Annotated in this window: 18 protein-coding genes; 9 read left to right on the forward strand and 9 right to left on the reverse strand. The window is 71.4% G+C overall.

What is annotated here, in order from left to right:
* Positions 1 to 87: 87 nt before the first annotated feature.
* Entirely contained in the window at positions 88 to 1500 is a 1413-nt protein-coding gene (locus tag ACLBYE_RS06545; protein WP_447693529.1) for a class I SAM-dependent methyltransferase, read from the reverse strand.
* An 80-nt stretch (positions 1501 to 1580) separates the two neighbouring features.
* Between ACLBYE_RS06545 and ACLBYE_RS06550 the strand changes: the two genes are divergently transcribed.
* The 3 genes from ACLBYE_RS06550 (at position 1581) to ACLBYE_RS06560 (ending at position 4258) form a co-directional block, all read left to right on the forward strand.
* A complete protein-coding gene (locus ACLBYE_RS06550) occupies positions 1581 to 2423 on the forward strand; it encodes a glycosyltransferase family 2 protein (protein WP_447693530.1) in 843 nt (280 codons plus the stop codon).
* A gap of 141 nt (positions 2424 to 2564) precedes the next feature.
* Complete coding sequence (mdcB, locus tag ACLBYE_RS06555) at positions 2565 to 3428, forward strand: triphosphoribosyl-dephospho-CoA synthase MdcB (RefSeq protein WP_447693568.1); 864 nt, start codon at positions 2565 to 2567, stop codon at positions 3426 to 3428.
* A gap of 95 nt (positions 3429 to 3523) precedes the next feature.
* On the forward strand, positions 3524 to 4258 hold the full coding sequence (locus tag ACLBYE_RS06560; RefSeq protein ID WP_447693531.1) for a DUF3750 domain-containing protein: 735 nt from the start codon (positions 3524 to 3526) through the stop codon (positions 4256 to 4258).
* A gap of 52 nt (positions 4259 to 4310) precedes the next feature.
* On the opposite strand, the gene mqo is transcribed toward ACLBYE_RS06560, so the two are convergent.
* The 4 genes from mqo to ACLBYE_RS06580 form a co-directional block, all read right to left on the reverse strand.
* Positions 4311 to 6041, reverse strand: a complete 1731-nt coding sequence (gene mqo / locus ACLBYE_RS06565) for a malate dehydrogenase (quinone) (protein ID WP_447693532.1) — start codon at positions 6039 to 6041, stop codon at positions 4311 to 4313.
* A gap of 555 nt (positions 6042 to 6596) precedes the next feature.
* Positions 6597 to 7193, reverse strand: a complete 597-nt coding sequence (locus ACLBYE_RS06570; protein ID WP_447693533.1) for a lipocalin-like domain-containing protein — start codon at positions 7191 to 7193, stop codon at positions 6597 to 6599.
* A 98-nt stretch (positions 7194 to 7291) separates the two neighbouring features.
* Entirely contained in the window at positions 7292 to 8416 is a 1125-nt protein-coding gene (locus ACLBYE_RS06575) for a DUF2778 domain-containing protein (RefSeq protein ID WP_447693534.1), read from the reverse strand.
* A 229-nt stretch (positions 8417 to 8645) separates the two neighbouring features.
* Positions 8646 to 9440 carry a lytic murein transglycosylase gene (locus ACLBYE_RS06580; RefSeq protein WP_056521389.1) on the reverse strand — a complete coding sequence of 265 codons (795 nt, stop codon included), beginning with the start codon at positions 9438 to 9440 and terminating at the stop codon, positions 8646 to 8648.
* A gap of 686 nt (positions 9441 to 10126) precedes the next feature.
* Here ACLBYE_RS06580 and ACLBYE_RS06585 point away from each other — a divergent pair.
* The gene (locus ACLBYE_RS06585) at positions 10127 to 10813 is read left to right on the forward strand and encodes a class I SAM-dependent methyltransferase (protein ID WP_020091710.1); all 687 of its coding nucleotides are present in this window, start codon (positions 10127 to 10129) and stop codon (positions 10811 to 10813) included.
* 50 nt (positions 10814 to 10863) lie between these two features.
* Positions 10864 to 11475 carry a hypothetical protein gene (locus ACLBYE_RS06590; RefSeq protein ID WP_447693535.1) on the forward strand — a complete coding sequence of 204 codons (612 nt, stop codon included), beginning with the start codon at positions 10864 to 10866 and terminating at the stop codon, positions 11473 to 11475.
* Positions 11476 to 11494: 19 nt separating this feature from the next.
* On the opposite strand, the gene ACLBYE_RS06595 is transcribed toward ACLBYE_RS06590, so the two are convergent.
* On the reverse strand, positions 11495 to 13186 hold the full coding sequence (locus ACLBYE_RS06595) for an aminotransferase class III-fold pyridoxal phosphate-dependent enzyme (RefSeq protein WP_447693536.1): 1692 nt from the start codon (positions 13184 to 13186) through the stop codon (positions 11495 to 11497).
* A gap of 32 nt (positions 13187 to 13218) precedes the next feature.
* Here ACLBYE_RS06595 and asd point away from each other — a divergent pair, with 32 nt between their 5' ends.
* Entirely contained in the window at positions 13219 to 14130 is a 912-nt protein-coding gene (gene asd, locus ACLBYE_RS06600; RefSeq protein WP_447693537.1) for an archaetidylserine decarboxylase, read from the forward strand.
* A gap of 70 nt (positions 14131 to 14200) precedes the next feature.
* On the opposite strand, the gene ACLBYE_RS06605 is transcribed toward asd, so the two are convergent.
* The 3 genes from ACLBYE_RS06605 to ACLBYE_RS06615 all read right to left on the reverse strand — a co-directional run bounded on the left by ACLBYE_RS06605 (position 14201) and on the right by ACLBYE_RS06615 (position 17359).
* The gene (locus ACLBYE_RS06605; protein WP_447693538.1) at positions 14201 to 15808 is read right to left on the reverse strand and encodes a methyl-accepting chemotaxis protein; all 1608 of its coding nucleotides are present in this window, start codon (positions 15806 to 15808) and stop codon (positions 14201 to 14203) included.
* 400 nt (positions 15809 to 16208) lie between these two features.
* Positions 16209 to 16511 carry a hypothetical protein gene (locus ACLBYE_RS06610; protein WP_020091704.1) on the reverse strand — a complete coding sequence of 101 codons (303 nt, stop codon included), beginning with the start codon at positions 16509 to 16511 and terminating at the stop codon, positions 16209 to 16211.
* 137 nt (positions 16512 to 16648) lie between these two features.
* Positions 16649 to 17359, reverse strand: a complete 711-nt coding sequence (locus ACLBYE_RS06615) for a GntR family transcriptional regulator (RefSeq protein ID WP_447693539.1) — start codon at positions 17357 to 17359, stop codon at positions 16649 to 16651.
* Positions 17360 to 17471: 112 nt separating this feature from the next.
* On the opposite strand from ACLBYE_RS06615, the gene ACLBYE_RS06620 reads away from it, so the two are divergent.
* The 3 genes from ACLBYE_RS06620 to ACLBYE_RS06630 are packed head-to-tail and all read left to right on the forward strand — an operon-like array spanning position 17472 to position 21270.
* Positions 17472 to 18530, forward strand: coding sequence for a zinc-dependent alcohol dehydrogenase (locus ACLBYE_RS06620; protein ID WP_447693540.1), 1059 nt, complete (start codon positions 17472 to 17474; stop codon positions 18528 to 18530).
* On the forward strand, positions 18527 to 19543 hold the full coding sequence (locus ACLBYE_RS06625) for an NAD(P)H-quinone oxidoreductase (protein ID WP_447693541.1): 1017 nt from the start codon (positions 18527 to 18529) through the stop codon (positions 19541 to 19543). The genes ACLBYE_RS06620 and ACLBYE_RS06625 overlap by 4 nt, the downstream gene beginning before the upstream one ends.
* Positions 19543 to 21270: an acetolactate synthase catalytic subunit gene (locus ACLBYE_RS06630; protein ID WP_447693542.1), complete on the forward strand. Its 1728-nt coding sequence runs from the start codon at positions 19543 to 19545 to the stop codon at positions 21268 to 21270. Before ACLBYE_RS06625 ends, ACLBYE_RS06630 begins: the two co-directional genes overlap by 1 nt.
* The last annotated feature ends 52 nt before the right edge of the window (positions 21271 to 21322 follow it).

The raw sequence follows: 21322 nt of genomic DNA on the forward strand, positions 1-21322 counted from the left end.
GCGGCGTGACGGCCGGCCGGGCCCGCGCGCGCTCCGGGCGCGCCGGGCCCCGCTCGCGCCACGGCGCGGTCGGTGCCGCGGCCCGCCTCAGGCGACCGGCAGGCCGAGGACCCGCCGCGATTCCTCGGACAGCACCGCGTGGCGGGCCGATTCGGGGCCGTCGTTCGGCGTCCGCGCGGCGGCCTGCGTGACGAGGTCCCGGAACCGCTTCTTGTCGAGGGCGCGACCGCGCAGGCTTCCGAGCACGGCGTCCAGCACCATGCGGACGGCCCGGGCGCGCTGGCGCTCGCGCTCCAGTTCGGCGGCGAGCAGCGGATCCCCGAACTGGGCCGCGCCGAGAGGCGCCACCAAGACGGCGCCGTCGATGACGGCGGGATCCCGGTCGTCGGCCTCGACCGCAGAATCCGTGATGCCGTCGAGGATCTTGGTCGCCTCGGTCAGCAGGATCTTGTGCTGGACCGCCGCCGAGAGGTTCCCCGGAACCTTCTGGCTCGCCGCGCCGATCAGGCGCTTGAACTTGGCCCGATCCAGCCCGAAACGGCCGATGCTGGCCCGCAGCGCCGCCAGCACGGTGCGGAGCGCCTCGGTCCGGTAGGTCGCCTTGAGGAGCTGATCCCGCAGCGCCCCCGCCGAGGCCATCTCGACGAAAGCTGTCTCGGGCAATTGCTGCACCTGTTCCGCCAGCTCGACGATGGCGCGCTGCATCAGCGCGGTGCGCTGCTCGCGGATCTCGTCCGGCGCCAGCCGCTGGCGTCCCTTGCGGAGCCACACGAAGAATTCCGTCGCGTCCCGGTCGAGGAAATCCTCGACGCGCAGATCGATGTAGCCGAGCTGCGCCAGCTCCAGGATCATCAGATTGAAGCTCGCCGGCACGAACACCCAGGCATGCGCGTCCGCGTAGTGCGGCAGCTGCGCGGCGCCGAGCCACTGCGGCTCGTCGGTGAGCGGATTCGCCGGAATGGCCGGCCGCGTATCCTGGCCCGACCAGGCGCCGACCGTGCCGTTGTCCTTCAGCGCCATGTTCAGGGCGTAGTCGATGTGGGTCCGGACCGTGTGCCGGTTCCGCTTCTCCAGGAACGCCGCGACCGCGTCCGCCGTCCCGGTGATGGAACGGTAGAAATCGAAGCATTTGCGCTTGTCGGGCACGGCCAGGATCACCACGCCGTCCGGCCGAAGCAGCGTCTCGGCGGCGCGCAGGAAGGTCACGATGTCGGTCGTGTGCTCGATGACGTGGCTGGCGATGAACGCGTCGAAGGTGCCGTGCTGGTCGACCGGGACCGCGTCCGCGATCGAGCCGCCTGTCCAGACGAAATCGACCTCCTCGATGCGGTCGACCGTCTGGTCGTGATACTTCTCGATGAGCTCCGAGCGCGGCGCGTGATCGATGACGAACGTGTTCCAGCCGTCGCGCTTCGGCGCGAGCGGGCTGAAGCTCGGGCCGATCTCCACGATGCGGGAATCCTTGGTCAGCGACCTCAGGAGTTGCTGCGCACGATCCATTGCCACTAAGCTCCGATCAAACGCTTCGCGAATGCGCTGTGAAAGCGCGGTGAAGGCCGCGTTGGCGGGAAGGAACACCGTTGCACAAGAGGCCGCTCGCCGCCGTCACCATGGCCTACAACGAAAAGACCATGCTTCCGCTCTGGCTGAAGCACTACGAGCGACAAGTTGGGGCTGAAAACTGTTATATCCTCGACCACGGTTCCGACGACGGCTCGACGACCGGACTGCGCGCGAACGTCGTCCGGTTGCCGCGGTTGCCCCTGAACGAGTGGGAGCGCGCCCACACCGTCAGGGATTTCTGCGCATCGCTGTTCATCGGCTTCAAATATGTTCTCTATGCGGATAGCGACGAGCTGATCCTTCCCGATCCGGACGTATCGCCAACGCTCTCCGAGTACATCGCCGCGCGGCCGCTGCCCCCCATCCTCGATCTGTTCGGGGCCGACGTCATGCACGTCGGGGACGAGGCCCCCATCGACGTCGCGGCGCCGATCTCCGGCCAGCGGAGATACATCCGGCCGATATCGACCCTGTGCAAGGCGACCATCGTGTCGGAGCGGGTCGACTGGCATGTCGGCTTCCACTGCCTGATCCAGGATCACCGCCCCGATTTCCGCGACCTGTTCCTGTTCCACCTGGCGTATCTGGACCACGACATCCTCTTCAGGCGCCAGCAGAAGCGGAATGCGGCCGCACCGATCGGCATCCCGAACTCCCACCACGCCATCGACCCGACGGAGTTCCTGACCTTCGTGAAGGCCGATATCGGCCGCGTCCCGCGTCGTCCCGTTCAGATGCGTCCGGGTGAGGCCCATTTCGAGACCACGAAGCGGCTGTTCGCCGACGCGATCGAGCGCAAGAGCGCGATTCAGGCGCCCGACCTCTGGACGCTGCCCGAACGCTTCGTCGGATCCTTCTAGGGCAGGACGGTCGAGGCGGCTCGGAGAACGCCGCGGCTGTACCGGCACGGACATCCGGTATATCTCGGGCCGCCCGACGCCGCTCCGGCCACGCCGGCGAACCCTTGGGGAGCTTCGACCCTGCGCGACGATCAGAGCCTCATCGCGCCGGGCGCGGACCGGAGCAGCGCCGCCGCGCCCTGGGCCGGACGCGTCGCGGATCTCGCGCACGCGGCGCTCATCGGCGAACTGGAGACCTGGCCCAAGCCCGGCCTCGTGAGCCCGGTCGATTCCGGCAGCCACGACGACATGGATGCGGAGACGCTCCGCCGCAGCGCGGCGGCGCTCCGGCCGTTCTTCGCGGAACTGGTCGCGGCGGGCGCCCGCGATGCGGGCATGGCGGAACTCCGGGCAATCGGTCTCGCCGCCGAGGCCGCGATGATGCGGGCGACCGGCGGCGTCAACGCGCATCGGGGCGCCATCTTCTCGCTGGGGCTGATCTGTGCCGCGGCGGGAGCGCGGGGCGTGGGGCCCGGTGCGGAGCGCGCGAGCGCCGAAGGGCTGGCGGAGGCGGTCGGTCATCTCTGGGGGACAGCGATCACCCGGGCGCCGGTCTCGGCCGTCAGCCACGGCGGCCGCGCGGCGCGGCGCTTCGGCGTCGGTGGCGCCAGCGCCGAGGCCGCGGCGGGCTTTCCGACCATCCGCGCCGTCGCCCTGCCCGCTCTCCACTTCGGCCGATCGTGCGCCCCCGACGATGCCGAGGCGGCCCGCGTGCACTGCTTCTTCGCCCTCCTGGCGGTCGTCGACGACACGAACCTCCTGCACCGCGGCGGTGCCGACGGCCTCGTCGGCGCGCGCGCGGCCGCCGCGACCTTTCTCGACGCCGGAGGCATCGCGGCCCCCGATTGGCGCGCGCGCGCGGCGGCCATCCACCGCGCCTTCGTGGCCGCGCGCCTCAGCCCGGGCGGCTGCGCCGATCTCCTCGCCGCGACGCTGCTGCTGGACGCCCTCGCCTCCCCACCCTGACGCGCGCGCAGCCCCGGGGCGCGTCGGTCGCAGTTTCGCGGATGCGGGCGCTACCTACATGCGGACTCTATCCCGCCCTCCCCGCCGGACCGCCCGTGACCCTGTTCAGGATCGCCCTCCTCGCGCTCGCCGCGCTCTTCCTCGTGCCGGTGGCGATCTCCGCCCTGCTCTACGCGACGCGGGCGAGCGGCGACTGGCGTCTGGCGGATCGGTCCAGCGCCGGCCTGCTGCCGCGCGCGGACGCGCATCCCGGCGCCGTGCTGCGCATCTTCTCGGCGCGGACCGTGAGCTGGCGCGGCATCGTGGCCACGCACAGCTGGATCGTCGTCAAGGAGCGCGGCGCCCGCGCCTACAGCCGGTTCGACTACACGGCCTGGGGCCAGCCGATCTGGGTCGACCGGTTCGTGCCGGACGGGCGCTGGTTCGGGAACCCGCCGACGGTGGTGTTCGCGGCCGACGGCGCCGAGGCGGAGGCGATGCTTCCGCGGATCCGGCAGGCCGTGGCCGAGTACCGGTTCAGCCGGCCCGGCGACTACGTCGTGTGGCCCGGCCCGAACTCGAACACCTTCGTGGCCGCCGTCATGACGGCGGTTCCGGAGATCCGCGAGAGCCTGCCCACCACCGCGATCGGCAAGGACTTCCCCTATGACGGGCGCTGGATCGGCCTGACGCCGTCGCGGACCGGGATCCGCATCAACCTCGGCGGCTATGCCGGGGTGACCCTCGGCTGGGTGGAGGGCCTGGAGCTGAACCTGCTCGGCGGCGTCGCCGGGATCGACCTGCGCCGGCCCGGTCTCAAGCTGCCGGCCCTGGGACGAGTCGGGCTCTGAGCGCCGACGCGGTCCCGGGGCGCGCGACCGTCGGCGCCCCGGGACGCGCCGCTCACGGCGCGAGGTCGTGGACCGGCTCCTTCACCGGCGTGGCGCTGCTGTTCAGCACGGTGCTGCCGGTCGAGACCGGCTTCAGCACGGCCCGGTCGATCTGCGGCGGGGTCGGGAGCTGGAGCTGCGCGCTCGTGTCGGCCCACTCGCGCGCGACGCGGTCGGGATCGTCGTTGAGCTTCGTGCCGTAGCTCGGCACGATCTCCCGGATCTTCGCCTGCCATTCCGGCGTGGCGACCTTCTGGGCGAAGACCTTCTCCAGCACCTGCAGCATGATCGGCGCCGCCGTGGAGGCGCCGGGCGAGGCGCCGAGGAGCGCCGCGATGCTGCCGTCCCTGGCGTTGACGATCTCGGTGCCGAGCTTCAGCACGCCACCCTTGTTCGGGTCGCGCTTGATGATCTGCACCCGCTGCCCCGCCTGCCAGAGGCGCCACTCCTCCTTCCTGGCCTTCGGGAAGTACTCGCGCAGCGCCGCGATCCGGTCATCGTCCGACAGCATCAGCTGCCCCGCCAGGTACTCGACCAGCGGGAACTCGTCGACGCCGACCTTCATCATCGGCCAGATGTTGCTGGTGGTCGTGGAGCTGAGGAGATCGAAGTACGAGCCCTCCTTCAGGAACTTGGTCGAGAAGGTCGCGAACGGCCCGAACAGGATCACGCGCTTGCCGTTGATCACGCGGGTGTCGAGATGCGGCACCGACATCGGCGGGGAGCCGACGGACGCCTTGCCGTACGCCTTGGCGAGATGGAGCGTGGCGACGTCGGGATTGTCGTTGATCAGGAACGAGCCGCCCACCGGGAAACCGGCATACTCGTCGCCCTCGGGGATGCCGGATTTCTGCAGGAGGTGCAGGGCACCACCGCCCGCGCCGATGAACACGAACTTGGCGTCGGTCGTCCGGCGCGTCCCGTCCTTCAGGTTCTTGGCGGTCACCCGCCACGAGCCGTCGCCGTTCTTGGTGATGCTCTCGACCTCGGTGGAGAGCCGGAGGTTGAAGCTCGGCTGCTTCTTCAGGTGGGCGACGTACTGGCGGGTCACCTCGCCCCACTCGCAGTCGGTCCCGAGCGGCGACCAGGTCGCGGCGACCTTCTGCTTCGGGTCGCGGCCCTCCATCATCAGGGGCACCCACTTGCGGAGCTGCTCGGGATCCTCCGAGTACTCCATGCCGGCGAAGAGCGGGCTCGCCTTCAGGGCCTCCCAGCGCTTCTTCAGGTAGGCGATGTTGTCGTCACCCCAGACGAAGCTCATGTGGGGCGTGTAGTTGATGAAGGTCCGCGGGTCCGTCATCACGCCGGTCTTGACCTGATGGGCCAGGAATTGCCGGGTCACCTGGAACGCCTCGTTGATCTCCACCGCCTTGGCGATCTCGATCTGCCCGTTCTTCTTCTCGGGCGTGTAGTTCAGCTCCGCCAGGGCCGAGTGTCCGGTGCCGGCGTTGTTCCAGCCGTTCGAGCTCTCGAGGGCGACTTGATCCAGCCGTTCGACCATCTGGATCGACCAGTTCGGCTCCAGCGCGTTCAGCCAGACGCCCAGCGTCGCGCTCATGATCCCGCCGCCGATCAGCAGCACGTCGACCTTGCTGTCCGCGCCGTCGGCCAGGGCCAGCGCGCCCGGAAGGGCCGCCAGCGCCAGGCCGGTGGCGGCCGTGCCGAGGAGCCGCCGCCGGCTCAGGGACAGCACGTCCGCGGTCCGGCGGTCGCGCTGGTGTTGGGTCTCGTCGTCGCCACGCATGGGCAGATCCCGCTTTTGCGTACCGGACGGCCCGATCGGCCGCCGCGCGTACGGAAGACACTCGATGCGACGGGCGCGAATCCCGCCCGTCCGGCCTTCCGGATCGTTTCCCCGTTCCCGTCGCGGCACGCTCGCGGTCTCGCTCGACCCGGCACGACGGTCCTGCCCTGGCCCGCATCGCGTCCGTCGTCCCCGAGCCGCACGGATCGTGGGAGGACGGGGCGCGCCTGCGCGACGCAGAGGCCTTCCCTCCGCCTAGGCGCGCGCTCTCGCCGGAGAACGGATCTTCGGTTCAAGACCTCGCTCGCGCGGTGGCGCGATTGCCGGGTGGGCGGGAAGATGCTGGCTGGCTTGGCTCAGCAGATTGATGGTGGCCTCATAGAGGACGGGGCCCGAAAGGACAATCACTGCCAGGGTTGCAATCGCCGCCATCCTGTCAGTCCCTCGCGACGACCGGCGCGCATGGCGGAGACCCGTCGATAGACTGGCCGCGATCGGTCGCCCGATCAACCGCTCGATCCGTGCTCGACGCGACGGCGTGGCGAAGGAGCGGCACTACGGGATGTGCTTGAACCGGATGATGCTGCGCGACAGGCGGCCGTCATCCCAGTTGGGCATCACGCGCCAGGGGGTCGTGACGTCGGCGTAGTCGCCCTCGATATGGATGGTGCGGTGCTGCTCGGTGCCGACCCATTCGGGCGCCCAGGCGGTCTGCACGCTCGTGACCCACTGGTCACCCTCGATCCGGTAGCGGCCGATATAGGCGACGAGGGTCTTCATCAGCGCGGCCCGCTCGGCGTCGGTGGTCGCCGGCGTGCGCGCGGTGCCCTCGAGGTTGAAGGCGACCCAGCCGTCCTTGGTGAAGATGACGCGACCGCGCGGCGTGCCGCCCATGGCGTCGACGAGCGTGCCGGTCTCCTTGTCCTCGACCTTGTAGGAGACGAGTTCCCAGGTGCCGACGATCCGGTCCGCCAAGCGCGCCCCGACCACCGCCGCGCCGACGCGGTCCGGCGCGGAGGCGCTCCAGGCCAAGTCGGCCGCCAGGACACCGGAGAGCGCCAGGAGGGTGCGGACGGCCGCGGCGGCCGATCGTTGTGCGGGCATGGTCTGGACCGGGAACTCGCGTGTCGCGGCGCCGGAACGCGCCGCCACCGCGTTCTGCGGGCCGGCACGGCGCGTTCCAAGCGCCGCGCGAGCAGTGCTGGTAGACCGTCTGCGCGCTTGCGGCCGTCGCCGCGGGCGAGCCGTTGTCAGCCGCCGTTGCGGGCCATGCGGGTCGTGACCGTGCCGGCGGCGAGGCTCGGCAGCGGGTCCTGCGTGCCGCTGACGACCACCAGCCGCTGAACCTCGCCGCGCAGGAAGGCCTGGAGGAACCGGTCGTAGTCGCGGAACGACACGCAGCCGTTCGAGTCGCCGCGCGGGCCCAGCATATAGGTGTGTGCCAGCAGGCCGACACGGCCGTAGACCGCCTCGTTGCCGCCGACCGGCGTGAGGCGGATCGCCCGCACGCCGTGGAAGGGCCGTTCGCGCTCGGTGAGATCGTAGGTGCCGGGCGGAGTCGGGCCGCGCATCCGGACGTTGACGAGGCGCGGCTCGTCCAGCCCCTCGCCCAGGCCGGAATGCGCCTCCAGGCGCTCGCCGTTCGGAAGGGTCACGGTCCGGGCTGCGATGTTGTAGACCGCGATGCCGGCCGAGGGGCCCGGATCCCGGGCCGGGGCCAGCGGCGGCGAGACGCGCTGCTGCGGCGGCGCGACGTCGGCCGGCTTGCTCTCGAGCGCCGTGTAGGCCAGCGCCGGTCCGCGCTCGATGCCGAACAGCTTCTCGATGAACGAGCGCTCTTCGGGTTGGGGGATGGGCTGAGCCGCCGGCGGCACCTCGCGGCGCGCCATGCGCCGGTCGGACCGCCGGGCGAGTGCGGTGCCCGCGGGCCCGCGGAACTCGGGCGGACGGGGGATCGGCAGCGGGACCACCATCGCGCTGAGCGGTGTCTCGGCGACCTGCGTTCCGGGCTGCGCGTCGGCGCCGGCATCGGCGCCTTCGGGGACGGGTTCGGGCGTCAGCGAGGGTGGGGCGATCTGATTCCAGGCCCATCGTGACTGCGAATTGCCGAGGGCGTCGCGACCGGGCTCGGGCGATTCGGCGGCCTCCGGCTCGGCGGCGGCGGTCTCGGCCCTGTCCTCCGCGGACGGCGAAGGCATCGGCGCTTCCGTCCGGGCGTTCTCGATGCCGGTTACCGGGACCGGGGCTCGATGCAGGACGCTGCCCCCGAGGGCGGCGAGCGTCACCGCGCCGGCGAGCACCGTTAGGGGCGCGAGCCACGTGCTGCGCGCGTTCCGGGTCTTGAGGCCGTCCAGCGGCACGGATTCGACAGCCATCGCGGTTGCCCATGCTCCTCGTCGCGAGGCGGGGCTTGCCGGCTGCCGCACTCCGCAAAGACTGCGGATCCGCGGCGGGCGGACCGGCCCCGCTCAGCGTGAGACAGCGGGGTCGGGCCGGCTTTTCTGGGGCGATGCGATGGTCGATCTTGGCTCGATCGGGACCATTTTCGGGCGCGCCGCCGCAGTTCTCGCAATACCTCTCGGTCTATTCGAGGCCGAGATACTGCTAATTGTTGTCGATCTGGCGCCCGAGAATGGCGATCGCCTTCTCGTAGACCGGCGCCGCGTTCCAGCCCTGGATCGCCGCGAAGTTCGGCTCGCCGGGCTGGTAGCCGGCGCCGGCCCGCCAGCCGTGCGCCTTGAGGAAATTGGCCGTGGACGACAGGGCGGCGCCGACGTTGTTGAGGTCGCCGGTGCCGTAGGCCAGCACGTTCTTCGGCAGGAACTGGGTGTGCCCGACCTCGCCGTGCGCCGCGCCGCGGGTATTCGGTGTCAGGAGCCCGCGATCGACCAGGGTCAGTGCAGCGTAGAGCTGGTCCGTGAAGTATTCGGAACGCCGGCAATCGTAGGCGAGCGTCGCCACCGCGGAGAGCGTGTTGACGTTGCCGCGCACCGCGCCGAAGCCGGTCTCCATGCCCCAGATCGCCAGGAGCGGGCCCGGCGGCACGCCGTAGCGCTGCTCGATCGAGTCGAAGAGGGCCGCGTTCTGCTGCTTAAGGGCGCGGCCCCGCTTGACGATGGTCGGGCCGCCGCGCTTGGCGAGGAACTGCTCCAGCGACAGCTTGAAGCTGTGCTGCCCCCGGTCCGCCGAGATGGTGGCGGTCGAGTAGGTGGTGTTCTGCAGCGCCGCGAGGCTGGCCGCGCTGGCCCGGCCGCGCGCCTCCTCGGCGAATTGCCGCTTCCACGCATCGAAGCCGGCCGCGGTGTTGCCGCACTGCGCGGCCTGCGCCTGCCCGGCGCTGAGAGCGATCCCGGCGATGGCCGCGACCGCGATGGTCTGACGCCGCAAATTCTCGATCACGCGAAACACTCCTTCGGCGCGTCGTCGCGCCCTGTCCTGCTGGGGATACCGGGTCACATCTCGTCGATATCAGGGCGAGAAGATGTCGAAGGCGCGACCTGCAGGCTTCCCGCCCTCAAATCATCGCGCATCTCGGGATCTGCGACGAGGCCGCAACGTCAGGGTGTTCGGAGCATCGTGAACACCGCGTGTGCGAAAAGCCGAAGAGGGGCCGACGCGCGGCCGAGGCCTTCCGCGCCGGACAAGATCAGGTCGCTGAAAGGATCGCATATCGCCGCTCGTGCATAGTTGTGATGCGTGGCACATCAGTACTTTGCCAGCAAATCGAATACGCGTTGGTGGGTTTGACGGATGTGTCACAAGCTTGTCAAACGATCGACATAGCTTTGCCGGCGGAAAGACTTCTGCGGAGAGGCGGCGTGGGGTCGTTGATGATCCGGGCGGCGTGGCATGATCGAGATCCCGCCTCCCTCGCCCGTCCTAACCGCTCCCTGCCTTTTCGCGACGCCGCTCGGCGCTCTCGGGGTGCTCGGGGCCATCAAGCGCGCGCCCTCGGCCGGATCACAGTCTGACCAAGCGGACGCGCGGTGACGCGAACTGAGCTGTTGAACGCCTGCCTCAGACCTGCAGCCGCCGGTCGAGGCGAGCCGCCGCGCCGACCTAGCCGACAACGAGACAGGACGCCCATGGCCCTCGGAATGCACGACACCGGTTCCTCGCGCGCGGGCACGCTCGGGCCCGATCTCGACCGCGACGGCGTCGCCAAGGCCTACGGCCGCTGGGCCCCGGTCTACGATCTGGTCTTCGGGCCCGTCTTCGCGCAGGGCCGGACCCTGGCGGCGGCGGCCGCCGAACGGATCGGCGGCCGCATCCTGGAAGTCGGCGTCGGCACCGGCCTCTCGCTGCCGGCCTACAGGCGCGCCCGCAGCATCGTCGGCATCGATATCTCGGCCCCCATGCTCGAGAAGGCGCGCCAGCGCGTGGCGCGGCTGCGTCTGCGCAACGTCGAGCGCCTCGCCGTCATGGACGCAGAGCAGCTCGACTTCCCGGACGCCGCCTTCGACGTGGTCGTGGCGCAGTACGTCGTCACGGCCGTCCCCAATCCCGAGGCGGCGCTGGACGAGTTCGCCCGGGTGCTGCGCCCCGGCGGCGAGATCGTGATCACGACGCGGATCGGCGCCGAGGCCGGCCTGCGGCGCGCGGTGGAGCGCACCCTCGCTCCGGTGACGAGCCGCCTCGGATGGCGGACCGAGTTCGCCTGGGAGCGCTACGCGGCCTGGGCCGCCGGCGCGCCGGTGGAGATCGTCGAGCGCCGCGCGCTCCCGCCGCTCGGCCACTTCTCCCTGCTGCGCCTGCGCAAGCGCGCCGCCTGAACGCGCATCAGCTTCGACCAACCCACCACAAGCGATCGGGGACCCACATCATGGCGAGTTTTCGGGAGGCGCTGCGCGTCCAGCGCTGGGACGACCACCGCTACTATCACCACAACCGCGTCAATCAGAGCTTGCACGTGGTGAGCGCGATCAGCTTCCTGGTCGCCTACGCCCTGGCGTTCAAGGATCCGGCCACGGCGGCCCTGATCGGCTGGCTGGTGGCGATGACCTCGCGCCAGGCCGGCCACCTGTTCTTCGAGCCCAAGGGCTACGACCACGTCAACGACGCGACCCACGAGCACAAGGAGGAGATCAAGGTCGGCTACAACCTGCAGCGGAAGGTCGTGCTCCTGGCGATCTGGGCCCTGTCGCCCCTGCCGCTCTACTTCGACCCGAGCCTGTTCGGCCTGATCGCGCCGCACCAGAGCACCGCGGACCTGATCCGCAACGTCGGCTGGATCTGGCTGTGGCTGGCGCTCGCCGGCCTGCTGTTCCGGATGGTGCAGCTCTTCGTGCAACGCGACGTCCAGACCGGCCTCGTCTGGGTGACCAAGATCCTCACCGACCCGTTCCACGACATCAAGCTCTACCACAAGGCGCCGCTGGCCCTGCTGCACGGCGAGCTGGTCGAGGAGCGGGAGCCGCACGAGCGCGGCGCCTGAGCGCGGGTCGCGCGCCGGATCAGCCCTGATCCGGCGCGCGCAGGCCCAGGCGGGTCCCGAGGCCGCCCAGGCGGATGGCCGCGACCTCCCGCAGGATCGACCGGCGGATCGCCCTGTCGCTCGGCGCGCCGCCGTCCCACCAGCCGTCCGCCCGCATGGCCCGCGCCGCCGCCTCGAAGCGCGTCGCCACGGCCTCGAAGGCCGCGTCGTCGTACGCGAGGCTGAAGATCATCCGGCCGGTCCCGACCCACGACAGGGCCAGCCCCTCGGCGCGCAGGTAGAATTGCAGCATCCAGTTGTAGCGCGACGGCTCGGTGTACAGGACCGTCCACACCGTCGACATGTTGGCGACCCGCACCGGCAGGCCGGCCTCCGCCAGCCGGGCGTTCAGGTGACGCGCGCGCGCGTCCCAGGTCGCGTCGAGGTCGGCGTAGAGTGCGGCCACAGCCGGGCTGTCCAGCCGGTCGAGGAACGCGCCCATCGCTCCCATCACGTAGGGATGGGCGTTGAAGGTGCCCCGCGCGAAGCAGATGTCGACGGGCCGGTCCTCCCTGTACCGGCGCATCAGGTCGGCGCGCCCGCAGAGGACGCCGACCGGCAGGCCGCCCCCCAGGGTCTTGCCGTAGGTGACCATGTCGGCGCGCAGGCCGAAATACGCCTGCGCGCCGCCGCGGGCCAGCCGGAAGCCGAGGAAGACCTCGTCGAGGATCAGCACGATGCCGCGGGCGGTGCACACCGCCCGGAGGTCGTGGAGCCACTTGGTGTAGGCGGCGCGGTCGAAGGACGCCCTGCGGCCGCTGTCGACCAGCGCGGAATCGGCCGGCGCGCCGGCATTCGGGTGCATCGCCTGGAGCGGGTTGACCAGGACGCAGGCGACGTCGCGGCGGCCGGCGAGCACCCGCAGCGTCCGCTCGGACATGTCGGCCAGGGTGAGCGTGTCGCGGGTCGGGACCGGGTTGCCGATGCCCGGCTGCACCTCGCCCCACCAGCCGTGATAGGCGCCGCACAGGCGGACGATCCGGCGGCGGCCGGTGTGGTAGCGGGCGAGCCGCACGGCCTGCATCACCGCCTCGGTCCCCGACATGTGGAACGAGACCTCGTCGAGGCCCGAGATCGCCTTCAGCCGCGCGACGTTGCCGGTGACGACCGGGTGGAGCGGCCCGAGCACGGGACCGAGGGCGGAGACGCGCGCCGCGCCCTCCTCCAGGCAGGCCCGATAGAAATCGACGCCGAACAGGTTCACGCCGTAGGAGCCGGCGAGGTCGTAGAAGACGTTGCCGTCGAGGTCTGTGACGGTGACGCCGGCGGCGGCGGCCGCGAAGGCGCCGGTGCCGAGATGGGCGCGCACGTGCCGGGCGTACTGGAACGGCACCCGGTAGAGCCCGGTGAACTGGAGATCCGAGAGCCCGTCGCGGACCGCCTCGGTCTCCGCGCGCGTCCGGGCGAAGCGCGCCCGGAACAGGTCGGAGAGCCGCGCGAAGCCGGCCTCGCGCCGGCGCGCCACCGCCTCGTCCGGATCGTCCGACCGGAAGAAGGCGCGCTCCGAGTAGGCGTAGTTCGGGATCAGCCCGGCGACGCGCCGGGCCATACGGGCGTGGCCGGTGAGCGAGCGATGCTTCGCCCGCGACAGCTGCAGGCGCTCGGCCGCCCGTGGCAGGGCGAGCACCGCGGCGACGGTGGTGGCGGACAGGGTGACGAGGAGCGCGGACATCGCCCCGCGCCCTACCGGAGGCGGTTCACGGCATGATGACGGTTTCCGGATCCCGGCTGCGGACGGTCCTGGCGCGTGTCGGCGCGCAGGAAGATCTCAACTTCCTGCTGACGAACCGGCTGCCGCGCCGTCTCGCCACCCGCTTCATGGGCTGGTTCAGCCGGATCGAGCAGCCGCTGATCCGCGACCTCTCGATATCGACCTGGCGGCTGTTCTGCGACGTCGACCTCCGCGACGCACGGGAGACGCGCTTCCCCAGCCTCCACGCCGCCTTCGTGCGCGCCCTGCGTCCCGGAGCCCGGCCCATCGCGGCCGATCCGGCGCTGCTGACGAGCCCCAGCGACGCGATCCTGGGGGCCCACGGTCGCATCGAGGCCGGCCGCCTCCTCCAGATCAAGGGCCTGTCCTACCCGCTCGCCGACCTGCTCGGTGGGGACGTCGCGCTGGCGCGCGCCCACGAGGGCGGCAGCTACGCCACCCTGCGCCTGACGGCCGGGATGTACCATCGATTCCACGCGCCGCACGACCTGCGGGTCGAGTCGGTGCGGCATATCTGGGGCGACACCTGGAACGTGAACCCGATCGCCCTGAAACGCGTCGAGGCGCTGTTCTGCCGGAACGAGCGCGCCGTCCTGCGCCTGCGCCTCGCGGAGAGCGGCCACGCCGTGACGCTGGTGCCGGTGGCGGCCATCCTCGTTGCCGGGCTGCGCCTCGGCTTCCTGCCCGAGGGTCTCGCCCTGCGCGAGACGGGCGGACGGACCCTGCCCACCGCGGCGCGCCTCGCGAAGGGCGCCGAGATGGGCTGGTTCGAGCACGGCTCCACCATCGTGGTGCTGACGCCTCCGGGCTTCACGCTCTGCCCCGGGCTCGCCGTCGGATCGATCCTGCGGGTCGGCGAGCCCCTGATGCGGCTGCCCCCGCTCCCCGGATCGCCTGGCCGCTGAGCGTATCGCCTCAGGCGGCCCGCACCGCTGCCAGGTACTCCGCGACCGCCGCGTTCAGGGTCTCCGACTGTCACGACAGGGCGGTGGCCGCGTCCAGGGCCGCGGCCGCCGTCCGGCCGGTCTCGCCCGCGGCCTGCGTGATGCGCCCGATCGTGACTGTGACCGCCTGTGTGCCGTCGGCGGCCTGGCTGACGTTCCGCACGATCTCCTGCGTCACCGCCTCCTGCTCCTCCATCGCGGCCGCGACGCTCGTGGCGATGGTCCGAAGGTCCAGGACAGCGGCGGTGATCGCCTGGATGACGTCGACCGCGCGGTGGGTCTCCTTCTGAATGGTGGCGACCTGTTCGGAGATCGTCTCGGTCGCCCGGACGGTCTGCGCCGCCAGCTCCTTGACCTCGGTAGCGACGACGGCGAATCCCCGTCCCGCCTCCCCGGCGCGGGCCGCCTCGATGGTGGCATTCAGCGCGAGCAGGTTCGTCTGCGCGGCGATCCCGGCGATCAGGCTGACCACGGTCCCGATCCGCTCGGCGCCGTCAGCGAGGCTCATCACGAGGGTGTTCGTCTCCGACGCCTCAGTGGCCGCGCGCCGGGCCATGTCCGAGGAGCGCGTGCTCTGGCCGTTGATGGACCCGATCGACGTCGCCAGTTCCTCGCCGGCCGCCGCGACGGTCTGAACGTTGACCGCTGTCTGCTCGGCCGCCGAGGACACCTGGAGCAGCTGCGTCGCGGTCTCGCCGGCGCTCCGGTCCATCGTCGCGGCGGCGGCTTCCATGGACGAGGCGCTGGCGGACAGCGCCTCGGTCAGGCGATCCATCCGGGCACGGAACGCCGCGGTGGCGCTGTCCAACGTCTCGGCGCGGCGCGCCTTCGCGGCCGCCTCGTTGGCGGCGGCGGCATCCGTCGCGCGCTTCGCGACGAGCGCGTCCTTGAAGACATGGACAGCCTTGAGCATCGCGCCGATCTCGTCGCCGCGGTCCGCACCGTCGATCCGCACGTCGAGGTCGCCCGCGGCGAGACGGGTCATCGTCGCCGTGGTCCGCGCGATCGGGCGGATGACTTGGACGAGGATCACGCGAATGCCGTACCCGACCGCGAGCGCGGCCCCGGCGAGTGTCGCGAAGAGCAGGATTCGCAGGCGCCGCGCCATCGCGTCCGCGCGTTCGAACTCGGCGCGGGCCTCGCGGACCTGCAGGTCGGACAACTCGCCGATGGCCGCCGTCGTCGGACCCATCGCGCGGAGCAGATCGATCCGGGTCGCGGTCACAGCGTTGCGGTCCCCCTTCGTCAAGGCGCGGACGAGGTCGGTGACGATCGCCACGTCCCGATCGAATCGCGTCGTCAGGCTCGCGACGAGCTGTGCCTCCTCGGGCGTGAGGTACGTGGTCAGGTAGGCGGACCAGGCTTCCTTCGCCCGGGCCAGCTGGCGATCGAGGATCGTCACGGCTTCGGGCGCCTGAATCGCGTGGAACTCGAAATCCCGCGTCGCGGTCAGCATGGCATCGAAGGCATCGCGCATCGCGCCAAACTGGCTGAGCGGCATGACCCTGTCGGCGTAGATCGATTCGAGGCCCCGGAAATTTCTGTAGAGCGCGTAATTGCTGAGCGCTGCTGATCCCACGAGGAGTGTACCCAGCACCGCGAGAAGCGCGAAAAGCCTACCTTTGATCGTGTGAATCATCGATGGCGACCGTATCGTAGTCGGAGTCTCGACCGACGATGGCGGTCTAACACTCTGCATGAGCGTTTCAAGAATTTTCGTGTACTTCGAGACGGCGATACCGTGGAGATTTCACGCCGTAAGATCTAGTGTTTTGAGGAAAACGACAATTTCATTGAGATCAAGATTTGCACATCGGTTCGCTCGTGCGAGCAATGCCAATTCTGTTCCTCGGATGGACGTTGAAGCGCGGGCGTTCAGGTGATGCGTCCAGCTCGATGCCGGCGGCTCCGTGAACGCCGCGCAGCACCACGGCTACGACTCGCGCACAACGCCGTCAGTTCTGCGGAACGGTGTCCTGCTGTGGCCCGGCGTACAGACCTTCGGTTGGCGGGCCGCGTTCGACGACGAAGCCTGCCGCTCAGCGCTGCACGGCCTCGATATCATCCTCGTAGATCGAGTCCGGCTGGCAGGCGTGCCATTCCTTCTTCTCGTCCGCCTGCCCCTTGCGGCCCCAGCAATAGCCCGCCTGCGCCAGGCGTCCGCTCAGCCGATCGCGCAGCCGACACTGCTCACGCGTGATGGCGGGATCGCCGGTGCTCTCGCAGGCGCGTGCGGCGTTCGCCTCGGCCGTCAGCAATTCCGGGACGGTCGGAAGCTGCTGCTGGGCGCGCGCGCCCGTGGCGGCGAAGACCAGAGCGAGGACGGCGAGATCGGCGCGCATGGGCGCACGATAATCGAGCTCCGGCGTTCCGCAACCGCGGGCCAATCGACGCCGGCGTCTTCGGGGCCGTGGCCGCCGAGGTCGGCTCGTGCTTCGGCCATCGATCGATCGCTCGTGGACTCTCCGCGAGCCGGTCATCACCCTGTGGCGGTCGCGCGGACATGCGCGAACAGGCCGCTCCCGCCGCGCTCGATGTCCTCGCGCACGGCATCCCGGGCCGCCTCCGGGTCACCGCGGCGCAGGGCGTCGATGATGCGGCGATGGGGGTGCGGCTCCCAGTCGGGGACGCCGTCATCGTAGAGGTGCGACAGGATCGGGCCGCAGCGCACCCACAGCAACTCCACGATCTCGTACAGGATCGGCATCTGCCCGAGCCTGCACAGCGTCAGGTGAAACTCGGTGTTGAGGTTCACCGCCCGCGCGAAGTCGCGGCTCGCGTGACAGTGCGAGATCTGCGCGTGGATCGCCTCGAGGTCGTCGACCTCGGCCGCGCGCCTGGCTGCCCCAGCGGCGGCGGCACGACCCTCGAGATCGGTGCGGATCGCCCGGATCTCCAGGAGCTGATCCAGGGTCAGGCGGGGCACGACGACGCTGCCGCGCGCGTCGAGGGCGAGGGCCTTCTCGGCGACGAGCCTGAGAAGGGCCTCGCGCATGGGGGTCGCGCTGATGCCGAACCGGGCCGACATCGGCCGGAGCCGCAGGCGCGTGTCGGGTCGCAACTGCCCGCGCATCAGCGCCACGCGCAGCTCGCGGTAGGCCCGCTCGCTCAGGCTCTCCTTGACGATCGGACGGACCCAGTCCGGCACGATATCGCCTGTTTCCGGTTCGGACGCCGAAGCGCTTGACATATTCCTCCCCTTCGTCCGATTTTTGTTATAACAAATTACGCCTTGCGTCGACGGCCGATGCCGCGGGGCAGGCCGCCGGGCCAACAGGCTCGGCGGGAGACAGGGGACGGAAATGCTTGCGTTGCGCAAGGCGACCGCCGCCTTCGGGGCGGACCTCGTCCACGTCGATGCGCCCGCTGCTCCGGGCGCGGGACGCGTGACCGTCGCGGTCGCCGCGGCCGGCATCTGCGGCAGCGACGTCCACGCGTTCGAGTGGACGCCGGGCTACGGGTTCATGACCGCCTTCATGCCGGTCACTCTCGGTCACGAGTTCGCCGGGACGGTCCGGGCGGTGGGGGACGGCGTGACCGCGCTCGCGGTCGGCGACCGGGTCACCTGCTGGCCGACGGTGCCGTGCGGCGCCTGCGCGGCCTGCGCCGCCGCGCGGCCGCAGGATTGCCAGGGCCGACGCGTCGTCGGCCTGCACGCCGACGGGGCCTTCGCCGAGCAGGTCGTCGTCCCGGCCGACAATTGCCGCCGCCTGCCGGACGGGTTGCCGCTGACCGTCGCGGCCCTGGCCGAGCCGCTGGCGGTCGCGGTCAACGCGGTGGACGTCGCGGAGGTCGGTCCCGGCGACCGCGTGGCGGTGCTCGGGCCGGGCCCGATCGGCCTCTGCATCGCCTTCGTGGCGCAGCAGCGGGGCGCGGACGTGCTGCTCGCCGGGCTCGACGACGCCGCGCGCCTCGACCTCGCCCGGCGGATCGGCATCCGCGACACGGTCGATCTCGCCGGCATCGGCCTGGACGACGCCGTCCGGCGCGCCTTCGACGGGGAGGCCGACCGGGTGATCGAGGCGACCGGTTCCGCCCGGTCGGTCGGTGACGGGATGGCCGTCCTGCGCTCGGGCGGCGTGATGGTGGTGGCCGGCATCCATTCCGGCTCCCTCGACCTCGACCTGACGAGTTTCGTGCGCAGCAAGAAGCAGCTGCGCGCGGCGCACGACACGACGGCGCGCGCCTTCGACGCCGCGCTCGCGCTCCTCTCGGCGCATGCCGGGACGCTGGAGGCGCTGATCACCCACCGCCGCCCCCTCGCGGAAGCCGGGGCGGCGTTCGAGCTGGCGCGCAGCCGGCAGGCCATGAAGGTGCTGCTTCTCCCGGAAGCGGCGGCGAGCCGGGAGGCGGAGCGATGAGCAGGGGCATGCGGGCCGTGATCGCCGACGGACAGGGCGGTCCCGAGGTCCTCCGGATCGTCGAGCGTCCGCGCCCGGAGCCGGGCCAGGGCCAGGTGCTCGTGCGCGTCGAGGCCGCGGGCATCAACCGTCCGGACGTGATGCAGCGCGAGGGCCGCTACCCGCCGCCGCCCGGCGCCTCGGACGTGCTCGGGCTCGAACTCGCCGGGATCGTCGAGGCGCTCGGGCCCGGCGCGGGGCGCTTCCGGACGGGGGACCGGGTGATGGCGCTGGTCCATAGCGGCGCCTACGCCGAGTGGGCCGTGGTCGACGAGGCGGTCGCGCTGCCCGTGCCGGAGGGCCTCCCGGCGGTCGAGGCGGGGGCGATCCCCGAGACCTACTTCACCGTCTGGAGCAACGTCTTCGAGCGCGCCCGGTTGCAAGCGGGCGAGAGCCTCCTGATCCACGGCGGCTCCTCGGGCATCGGCACCACGGCGATCCTGCTAGCGAAGGCGCGGGGCGCCCGGGTGATCGTCACCGCGGGCTCGCCCGAGAAATGCGCGGCCTGCCTGGCGCTCGGCGCGGACACCGCCATCGAGTACCGGCGGGAGGATTTCGTCGCCGCCGCCAAGGCCGCCACCGGCGGGAGCGGGCCCGACGTGATCCTCGACATGGTCGGCGGCCCCTACATCGCCCGCAACCTCGACGCCGTGGCGGTCGACGGGCGCATCGCGCAGATCGCCTTCCAGCAGGGCTCGCGGGTGGCGGAGATCGACTTCCAGCCGCTGCTGATGAAGCGGGTGACGCTCACGGGCTCGACGCTGCGCGCCCGGCCGGTGGCCCTGAAGGCGCGCCTCGCCGAGGCCCTCGCCGAGCACGTCCTGCCGCTGCTCGCGGCGGGCCGGGCGCGGCCGCCGATCGATTCCGTGTTCCCGTTCGAGCGGGTCGCGGAGGCCCATGCCCGCATGGATGCGGGTCAGCATATCGGGAAGATCGTCCTGTCGATGGGCGACGCCGCGCAGGGGAGCCGCTGATGTCCGAGATGTCCGAGCGCGCCAACATGACCGGCGCCCACGCCCTCGCGGCCGCGCTCCACCGGCACGGCGTCCGCGACGTGTTCGGCCAGAGCATCCCCTCGGCGCTGTTCCTGGCCGCGCCGCATCACGGCATCCGCCAGATCGGCTACCGCACCGAGAACGCGGGCGCCGCCATGGCCGACGCCTACGCGCGGATCTCCGGCCGGGTCGCGGTGGTCGCGGCCCAGAACGGTCCCGCCGCGACCCTTCTGGTGCCGGGCCTCGCGGAAGCCCTGAAGGCCTCGATCCCGGTCGTGGCGATCGTCCAGGACGTCCACCGCCGCTTCACCGACCGGAACGCCTTCCAGGAACTGGACCATCTCGCCCTGTTCGCGGGCGTCGCCAAGTGGGTCCGCCGGGTCGCGATCGCCGAGCGCATCGACGACTACGTCGACATGGCCTTCGCGGCCGCGGCCTCCGGGCGGCCCGGGCCGGCGGTGCTGCTGGTGCCCCTGGACCTCCTCGACGAGCGGCCGGACCTCGAGGCCGCCGCGCCGCGCCGGTCGGCGAGCCTGGGCACTTATCCCCTCGACCGCACGGTCGCCGACCCGGCCCGGATCGCCGAGGCCGCGGACCTGATCGCCGCCGCGCGGCGTCCCCTCGTGATCGCGGGCGGCGGCGTCCATTCCTCCGGGGCCTACCCGGAACTCGCCGCCCTGCAGGGTCTCGGGCTGCCGGTCGCCACGACGGTGATGGGCAAGGGCGCCGTCGCCGAGACCGACCCGCTCTCCGTCGGCGTCGTCGGGTACTTCATGGCGCCGCGGGCGCGCTCGTCCCACCTGCGCAGCCTCGTCACGGAGGCCGACGTCGTCCTCCTCGTCGGCAACCGCACCAACCAGAACGGCACCGACAGCTGGTCGCTCTACCCGGCGGACGCCCGCTTCATCCATCTCGACGTCGACGGGGGCGAGGTCGGCCGCAACTACGAGGCCCTGCGCCTCGTCGGCGACGCCAAGCTGACCCTCGCCGCCCTCGCCGGGGCGCTCCGGCAGCGCGACCTCGCGGGCTTGGAGGGCCGCCGCGCGCCGCTCGCCGACACGATCGCCCGCGCCCGCGAGGCCCAGGCCGGCGACATGGCCCGCCTCGTCGACATGGAGGCCGCGCCGATCCGCCCGGAGCGGATCATGGCGGAGATCGACGCGGTCACGACCGCCGAGACCGTCGTCGTCGCCGACGCGAGCTACGCCTCGATCTGGATCGCCAATTTCCTGACGGCGCGGAAGGCCGGCCAGCGGTTCCTGACGCCGCGCGGCATCGCGGGCCTCGGCTGGGGCCTGCCCTTCGCCCTCGGCGCCAAGGCCGCCCGCCCGGACGCGCCCGTGATCTGCGTGACCGGCGACGGCGGCTTCGGCCACGTCTGGTCGGAGCTGGAGACGGCGCGGCGCATGCGGCTGCCGGTCATCGTCGTCGTCCTGAACAACCAGATCCTCGGCTACCAGAAGCACGCGGAGCTGAGCCTGTTCGGCGACTTCACCGACGTCTGCGACTTCGAGGCGGTCGACCACGCCGCCATCGCGCGGGCCTGCGGCTGTGCCGGGACGCGGGTCGAGCGCCCCGAGGATCTCGCACCGGCGCTGCGCGACGCGCTCGCGGGCGGCGCCGTGACGGTGATCGACGTGATCACCGACCAGCGCGCCTACCCGCCGATCACCAGCTTCGAGGGCAAGGACGCCCTCGCCTACTGACGCCGACGATTGACCCGACCGGAAGGCGCGCGAAGCGCCGGGTCGACGACTG

Source organism: Methylobacterium sp. A52T (assembly GCF_053346095.1).